8 protein-coding genes and 1 riboswitch are annotated in these 7917 nt (G+C 35.7%); of the genes, 5 read left to right on the forward strand and 3 right to left on the reverse strand.

The window, feature by feature from the left end; genetic code table 11:
* The coding region (locus CTN07_RS21680) for a DMT family transporter (protein WP_107183763.1) at positions 1–758 on the forward strand (758 nt) is incomplete at its 5' end.
* A gap of 154 nt (positions 759–912) precedes the next feature.
* On the opposite strand, the gene CTN07_RS21685 is transcribed toward CTN07_RS21680, so the two are convergent.
* On the reverse strand, positions 913–1128 hold the full coding sequence (locus tag CTN07_RS21685; RefSeq protein ID WP_136039102.1) for a hypothetical protein: 216 nt from the start codon (positions 1126–1128) through the stop codon (positions 913–915).
* Between the two features lie 178 nt (positions 1129–1306).
* Entirely contained in the window at positions 1307–2179 is an 873-nt protein-coding gene (locus CTN07_RS21690; protein WP_005305237.1) for a LysR family transcriptional regulator, read from the reverse strand.
* 133 nt (positions 2180–2312) lie between these two features.
* Between CTN07_RS21690 and CTN07_RS21695 the strand changes: the two genes are divergently transcribed.
* The 3 genes from CTN07_RS21695 (at position 2313) to CTN07_RS21705 (ending at position 5280) form a co-directional block, all read left to right on the forward strand.
* A complete protein-coding gene (locus CTN07_RS21695) occupies positions 2313–2729 on the forward strand; it encodes a lipocalin-like domain-containing protein (protein ID WP_036765700.1) in 417 nt (138 codons plus the stop codon).
* A gap of 58 nt (positions 2730–2787) precedes the next feature.
* Positions 2788–3969 carry a Bcr/CflA family efflux MFS transporter gene (locus CTN07_RS21700; RefSeq protein WP_005305240.1) on the forward strand — a complete coding sequence of 394 codons (1182 nt, stop codon included), beginning with the start codon at positions 2788–2790 and terminating at the stop codon, positions 3967–3969.
* A 114-nt stretch (positions 3970–4083) separates the two neighbouring features.
* Positions 4084–4183, forward strand: a riboswitch (purine riboswitch).
* Between the two features lie 89 nt (positions 4184–4272).
* Positions 4273–5280, forward strand: coding sequence for an adenosine deaminase (locus CTN07_RS21705; RefSeq protein ID WP_005305242.1), 1008 nt, complete (start codon positions 4273–4275; stop codon positions 5278–5280).
* 186 nt (positions 5281–5466) lie between these two features.
* Here CTN07_RS21705 and CTN07_RS21710 read toward each other — a convergent pair whose 3' ends face one another.
* Entirely contained in the window at positions 5467–6378 is a 912-nt protein-coding gene (locus tag CTN07_RS21710; RefSeq protein WP_005305245.1) for an ROK family protein, read from the reverse strand.
* Positions 6379–6653: 275 nt separating this feature from the next.
* On the opposite strand from CTN07_RS21710, the gene rodA reads away from it, so the two are divergent.
* Positions 6654–7751 carry a rod shape-determining protein RodA gene (gene rodA, locus CTN07_RS21715; protein ID WP_005305248.1) on the forward strand — a complete coding sequence of 366 codons (1098 nt, stop codon included), beginning with the start codon at positions 6654–6656 and terminating at the stop codon, positions 7749–7751.
* Positions 7752–7917 lie beyond the last annotated feature (166 nt).

Consider the following 7917-nt stretch of genomic DNA (forward strand, 5'->3'; position numbering starts at 1 on the left):
TTAAGTTTAGAGAAGAAATTAAAACCATTTTAAAAGACTACAGAACAGTATTATCACTTTTTCTTCTCGCTACATTCATGACAGCAAATATGTTTTTCTTTATCAATGGATTAAAGTACACCTCAGCTATATCAGGAAGCATTTTTGGAATTTTAGCTATGCCATTAGGCATTATCTTTGCTTCAATCTTTTACTCTGATGAACAAAAAATTGTTACTAATAGACGATTTACCTATGGCGCTATTATTGCTTTTTTAGGCTCTTTAATTTTTGTTCTAAATAGTAACTACAGTAATGGTAACGAAATCATCTACACTGGATATATCTATCTAACATGCGCTATTACTATTCAATCCATACAAAATCTTATTGTTAAAAAATTAGCATTAAATCTACCTGCTATTGTAATCAGTGCATCAACGGCTACTTTATCAGGAATAATATTCTTATCTATTACCATCTATACAGATACATTCAGTAACCTTAAAGAAGTCCCATTTACCCTTATCACAGGTCTTATATTTGCAGGTATCTATGGGATGCTTATGGCTTTTTATATACTCAAGAAACAAGGTGTTGCAATATTCAATATGACTCAACTACTTATTCCTATCTCTACAGGAATAATTGGATATATGACACTTGGAGAAACAATATCTATCATGCAAATGATTGGCGGTATTATTGTTATATTTGGTTGTATTCTAGCGAGCAAACAAGAGCATAGTAAGAGAGAAACCAACACGTTATCAACATAAAAACTATCTAGCATAGTCCAAAAAATGATGACCTACTCAAACTAAATCCCTTCACTACTACTAAAATAGTGATATTTTTTGATAAAGAGTTGGAAACTGTATACCAAAATAATAGGCGATATGAAAAAACAAATGACATTTACATAAAAATAATCTACTCAATAACTAGCCAATCATCGGGAGTATTTGTGTTGTTATTATCTGTATTATTTACTTGTTGGTCTTGCTGTTTTTGTCTTTCTTTTAGATAAGTCAAAAAGTCATGCCCACACTCTTTCGTGTGCTGATGAACCATAAAGGGCGCTTTTATTTCTGGGATAGGTTCAAGTACCTCACCAACAAAGCCATAACTAGAGAATGAGGTTAACATTAGTATTAACACACCTATATAGTTTTTAAGAAATCGACTTTTGTTGAAGAGTTTACAAACCATCACTCTACTCCATTTCACTTAACCTCTAATATTAGCTTAGAGGTTAACAATTCACTCTTCAACAGAACCTTAACAAAGTGATAAATTGAGGCGTTCATTCACAACACGCGAGCTATTAGCAATCTGACTTGGCAAATATCTCATTTAATATATTGATAACTAAACGAATTTTAGCAGAGCTCATCGTATCAGCATGTGTGACCATCCACAATTCATAATCGGTATCGATATGGTAATCAGGTAAAATAGAGACCAGATTATCTTTTTTTGCCATAAATTCAGGTAAAAAACCAACACCAATCCCGCCTTTAATTGCCGATCTTAGCAACAAACTACTATCAGCAAGTAAGGCGATTCTTGCATTTTCCACTGATAACCCCCATAGAGTTGATGCATTAGCTTCTAACATAGGGGCATGGACAACAAGATCTAAATCATCTAATGAAGAAACACTTTTAGACGGACGATTATGCCCAATATAATCCTCACTGGCATACAGATACATTGGTGATTTTAATAAACGTTTTACAATAAGATCTGAATTTTTCGGCCGAATATTTCGGATTGCAATATCAACATTTCGTTTTGTCATATCACAAATCTGCGTAGTTACATCAAGTTTGATTCTAAGATCTGGTGCAATTGTTCTGATTTGCTTCACCGCTGTCGTGACAAAATCAATGGCAACAGAATCTGTTGTAGATATCACGACATCACCACTCAGTTGTTGATCAAACCCTTTTACTTTTTTGACTAAAAACGATACCGCCAATTCTATTTTAGTTGCTTCGTAAAATGCTTGCTGACCAGCAAAAGTTAACTCATACCCTTTATTACTTCTAACAAAGAGCTGGCACTTTAAATGACTTTCTAAGGCTGCGATCCTTCGCCCGACAGTAGCTTGATCAACATATAAACTTGCTGCGGCTTTTCTAAGAGTACCTTCTCGTCCAAGAGCTAATAAGTATTGTGTGTCATCCCAATTCATAAGGTGCTGCAAAATTGTCGATTCATAGTGACATTATTGCAGCTTTTTTGCAGTAATGCTTGCTCTATAATGCATTAAACATTTGAACAACCACTATATTTACAATCCTTAATAGTCATTACTGGAGCATAAAATGAATATTTCAGACTTATATGGTGCATGGGAACTCGTTTCATTTAAACATACTGTACTAGATACACGTATTGAAACTGACATTATGGGAGAAAAACCCAAAGGAAAAATAATTTTCACTGAAGACAATATTGTAAGTGTTATGATTACTTCTGACAGACAGCATCTTATTGACTCAGTTAAAGAGAGCGAAAGAAATGATTTTCTGTATAAAAATATGATGGCGTATATGGCCAAATTTGATTTCGAAAATGATGTATGTAATTTCCATATTCAAGTTTCTTGGGATCCATCTTGGCTCGGCTTAACCCTTCAGAGAAAAATATCATTTCAAGATAATATGTTAGTTATCGATACATTACCCCAAGTTGGTATAGATGGAAAAATGAGTACAGCAACATTAGTGTGGAAAAAATAAAATCAAAAAACAAATCAACTGAGGATTAGGCTATTACTAAAAATAGCCTGATAAATATATGACTCATAATCTATATAAACAACAAAAGATTGCTTTATTTCTAGTTGTATCCATATCATTTTTAATGGGTATTGGTATCGATTTATATGTACCATCTTTACCTGATATGGCTCATTTCTATCATGCTAATATTTCATATATTCAGCTAACTATCAGTTTATATTTACTCGGATATGGGTTAGGCCAAATTATATTGGGGTCTCTATCCGATAGTTATGGCAGACGGAAAATATTTATTGCATCATCAATGGTATTCTCGATATCGAGTATGCTTTGTATAGTGTCTGATTCTATTATCTATCTGAATTTATTTCGATTATTACAGGGATTAGCTATTGCAGGCTTAGCCTCAGGAATGCGAGCGATCATTGTTGATCTTTTTTCTGGTTTAGAGTTGAAGAAAATGGCCAACTACTTTGCTCTAAGTTGGGCTATTGGACCTATCGTTGCTCCTTTTATTGGTGCTAACCTTGCAGATAAATTTGGCTGGCAAGCTAACTTCTATCTATTCACTGTCTATGGCATTATTTTATTTTTTGTTTGTACATTGCTTTTTAAAGAGTCTAATAAGAATATTATTCATTTTAATGTAAAAAATTTCACCACTAATTTAGTTATCATTATAACTAATAAAGATTTTACATTACTGAGTATTATTTATGGTTTAAGTTACAGTACAGTTCTAATATTTAATACTGTCGGCCCTTATTTAATTGAAGTTAAACTAAATTATAGTATTCTATTTTATGGTAACTTAGCGATGTTTCTTGGTTGTGCTTATTTTATAGGTACAATGATTAATCGCTACTTAATTATTCAATATGATAATAAAAGTATCTTACAATCAGGGATTATATTATCGAGCATTTCGTCAATTGTGATGTTGTTATTGATGACTTTCCATCAAAATATATTCACTCTCACAGTGCCAATTTTTGCTATTTTTGTATTCATTGGATTAATAGTACCAAATGCGATAGCAATCACTATGACTCTTTTCCCAAAGCAAGCTGGGATGGCGACTTCTCTCTGCGGTACGATTGTTGGCCTAATTGTTTTCTCTGTAACATACATAATTGGATTATTTAAGGTCACACCCATTGAGTTAGCTATAAATTATATTAGTATTTTTATCATTATTAATTTTATTAAATATTCTATACCCAATAAAAAACATTAACCTCAACTGATTGTGTCAAACAATGTGCCACTATGTATTACCTTGCATATTGATTGACACTCTCACCCTATATTACTCAGAAAAACTCGATAGTTGTAAAATCCAAACATTTTGATAAACTGGCCATGTTTTCTTCGTATAACCCCAATAATATGGTTTGGGGGTTTCTACCAGTCCCCGGAAAGTGCTGATTATGAAGAGTATAGATTACAGTAATCTTGCTCTGAGTAACGGTATATGGCTTATCACACACTCGTTTTCTTAGAGCAACTTGTTTTAGTTTAATGATTTGATAGGTCAAAGATGAAAAACTTTATTCTGGGATTGCCAAAAGTAGAATTGCATTTACATATCGAAGGTTCTTTAGAGCCTGAGTTACTGTTTACTCTTGCACAACGAAATCAAGTCGCTATTCCATATAATTCACCAGAAGCCCTTCGAGCAGCATACCAATTTGAAGATTTACAGTCCTTCCTCGATATTTATTATCAAGGAGCTAGCGCACTGTGTACCGAGCAAGACTTCTACGATTTAACTTGGGCTTATTTGCTGCGTTGTAAACAAGATAATGTTATTCATACTGAAATATTTTTTGATCCACAAACGCATACAAGCCGTGGAATTTCATTTGAAACGGTTATCAATGGTATTCATAGAGCCTTAGTTGATGGTAAAGCATCACTTGGGATCTCATCTCATATTATTGCATGCTTTTTACGTCACCTATCTCAAGAGAGTGCGATTGAAACTTTATCCTCTATTTTACAACATCAAGATAAGATCATTGGTGTCGGGCTAGATTCATCAGAGCTTGGCCATCCACCGGAGAAGTTTGAACAAGTCTTTCAGATGGCTAAACAAGCAGGTCTAAAGACAGTCGCTCACGCAGGTGAAGAAGGTCCAGCCCAAAATATTATTGATGCGATTAATATGTTAAAAGTCAGCCGAGTCGATCATGGTATACGCTGTGTTGATGATAAAAAATTAATCGAGCAACTGATTGAAACACAAATGCCATTAACTGTTTGCCCTCTTTCAAATATCAAGCTTCGTGTATTTGATAGCATGGAGCAACATAATATTATCGAGCTATTACGTAAAGGTGTAGCCGTGACAATTAACTCAGATGATCCTTCATATTTTGGTGGTTATATGAGCGATAATTTTATGTCTGTATATAATGCTCATTCCATGACAAAAGATGAGTTAGCACAACTGACTACCAATGCTATTAATGCCAGTTTTATTAACGATGAGCAAAAAGCAGCTTATCGACATCAAGTTCAGGCTTATTTAGCCCAAAACGCATAGTCGCTCCAATACGCGTCATTGACCAAAATTCATCAAGGCTTATGTTTCACGAGGCCTTGATGAAGCTACAGCTATTCCCTACCCAATAAATTTATAATTTAAAAACATAGGTAGCAGCATTCATTTCTTTAATGAAAACAAAGCCCCTTTGCCATAATTTAGGAGCTTTGTTTTATTAATTTTATCTTATTTCACAAGAGCAGCGGCTCCAAAGACCCCAGCACTGTCACCTAGATCGGGTTTTACAATCAAAGTATTAAGCTCTGGATTAAATAAATGCGCTAAAATAGCTTTTGGCCCCTGCTCATAGAGTTCATCAATATTACCGACACCGCCACCTACAACAATCACATCAGGGTCGATCGTATTAATAATTTGAGAAACAGCCAGACCAAAGGTTTCAATCATACGGCTGAGGGTTTTAATGCCATCTTCATCCCCTAAACGCGCTTTAGCTACAATTTCAGGTAATGGTAAGTTTTGGCCAGTTAACTGCTGGTAATATGCCTCTAAACCTTTACCCGACATAACGGTTTCTAAGCAGCCTTTTTTACCACAGTAACAGTCACGGCCATTAGGTTCGATAACATTATGCCCCCATTCGCCTCCGATACCATGGCAGCCATTGATAACCTTGCCATTAACGACAATACCGGAGCCAACACCTGTTCCCATGATAATACCAAACACAACTTCAGCATCAGGCTTAAGACGTTTTGCAGCACCAAAATGCGCTTCAGCTAAAGCAAAGCAATTTGCATCATTAGCCAGTACTACATCACAACCTAAGATACGCTCAAGATCTTTATCTAGAGGTTTACCATTAAGTGAGGTTGAGTTGCAGTTTTTCATTACACCTAGCTTAGGATCTAATGTCCCTGGTGTACCAAAACCAATGCGAGCAGGAGTAATACCACTCTTTTCTTTACAGAGATCGATGAGTTCTTTAATTCGATTAAGTACGTGCTCATAACCAAACTGGCCTTCTGTTGCAATACGCTCTCTTACAACACACTCTTCAGTATTGCGGTCAATTACAGCACACTCAATTTTTGTACCACCAAGATCAACACCCCAGTAGTATTGCTCATTTTTCATTAATCATTTCCATTTAACTAAAGACGTCAGAATATACCAGTTATCAGTGAAAACAGGCGTGATTACTCTCTTGCTTTTTCTTTTCTATCTCGACAAATTTACATAGCAAATCATCATACATTTACAATATCAATATTTGCTCAATTTATTTATAAAAATAACAATGGTAGCAAAAAAAACAGAAATAACGCTTGCAGTTCCCCCCTGTCAGCCTCAAAGTGTCCACACTTTTATAAACCTCAATTATTCTTCTTGAGTGGGTATACAAACAGCAAATGTTTAAACGATTCCAACCACATATTGACTATCCATTATTATTTGCCATTCTGACTTTAATAACGCTCAGTACGTTATCGGTATGGAGTGCAAGTAGCTTTAGTGAACCAATTATAGAGCGCCATTTAGTACGTGCGGCATTAGCGATTGGGGCACTTATCTTTATGTCATGTATCTCCCCCCTTCGCTATCAGCGTTCCGCGCCTTATCTATATGGTTTAACAGTGCTTTTGCTTGTTGGTGTGTTTGTATTAGGTGATAGCACCAATGGTTCACAACGTTGGTTAGAAATTGGGCCAATTAGATTCCAGCCTTCTGAGCTAGTAAAAGTAGCCATTCCTTTAATGATGGCGTGGATTATTATTGCGGATGCAGGTCGACCAACGATTAAGAAGATTTTTCTTTGCTTATTAGTTACATCGGTTCCTGCTGGTCTGATTTTTATTCAACCTGATTTAGATGGTGCGATATTTACCATCATTTATGCGTTATTTGTTCTGTATTTTGCGGGAATGGCGTGGAAAATCATTTTATCTGTTTTAGGCGTTGTCGCGGTATCACTACCTGTTAGTTGGTACTTTGTTATGGCACCTTATCAGAAAAAACGTATTACCCAGTTTCTTAACCCAGAATCAGACCCACTTGGCGCAGGTTACCAAATTATCCAATCAAAAATCGCTATTGGTTCTGGTGGAATCAAAGGTAAAGGCTGGATGGATGCGACTCAAGGTAATTTAGGCTTTATACCTGAAAGCCACACCGACTTTATATTTTCGACTTTTGCAGAAGAATGGGGCTATATCGGCAGTGTTGTTTTACTTGCACTCTACTTATTTATTACTGCTCGAGTATTGTGGTTGGCCTGTCAAACAGAGTCACCATTTAGCCGATTGGTAAGCGCAGCATTTGCACTCAGCTTTTTCTTATACAGCTTTATTAATATTGGTATGGTGAGTGGTGTATTGCCCGTAATGGGAAGCCCTTTACCTTTCTTTAGTTACGGTGGTTCAGCCATTATTACTCAAGGGGCTATCTTTGGCATGATTATGTCGCTTAACTTACGAAAGCCCAGTATTGTTGAGCAAAGTAGGAAGTAACTCTTTATTTTTTACAATAAAAGAGAGCCATCTTAGGCTCTAATGCCGTTCACTTAAGAGTGAACGGCATTCTTTTTCTTGGGATACCGTTGGGGTCTTGGCTTAACTGCCCTTGGAAAAGATCTTTCCCTTCGCCCTTCAAGAATTAAACTTTCAGCCATAGCAT

This window comes from Photobacterium damselae (assembly GCF_003026815.1).
Taxonomy (GTDB): domain Bacteria; phylum Pseudomonadota; class Gammaproteobacteria; order Enterobacterales; family Vibrionaceae; genus Photobacterium; species Photobacterium damselae.

Excerpts from the sequence above, each read along its gene's own strand:
- CTN07_RS21700 (WP_005305240.1), top strand. The coding sequence starts at position 2,788 with ATGACTCATAATCTATATAAACAACAAAAGATTGCTTTATTTCTAGTT.
- CTN07_RS21690 (WP_005305237.1), bottom strand. The coding sequence starts at position 2,179 with ATGAATTGGGATGACACACAATACTTATTAGCTCTTGGACGAGAAGGT.
- rodA (WP_005305248.1), top strand. The coding sequence starts at position 6,654 with ATGTTTAAACGATTCCAACCACATATTGACTATCCATTATTATTTGCC.
- CTN07_RS21710 (WP_005305245.1), bottom strand. The coding sequence starts at position 6,378 with ATGAAAAATGAGCAATACTACTGGGGTGTTGATCTTGGTGGTACAAAA.
- CTN07_RS21705 (WP_005305242.1), top strand. The coding sequence starts at position 4,273 with ATGAAAAACTTTATTCTGGGATTGCCAAAAGTAGAATTGCATTTACAT.
- CTN07_RS21695 (WP_036765700.1), top strand. The coding sequence starts at position 2,313 with ATGAATATTTCAGACTTATATGGTGCATGGGAACTCGTTTCATTTAAA.
- CTN07_RS21685 (WP_136039102.1), bottom strand. The coding sequence starts at position 1,128 with ATGTTAACCTCATTCTCTAGTTATGGCTTTGTTGGTGAGGTACTTGAA.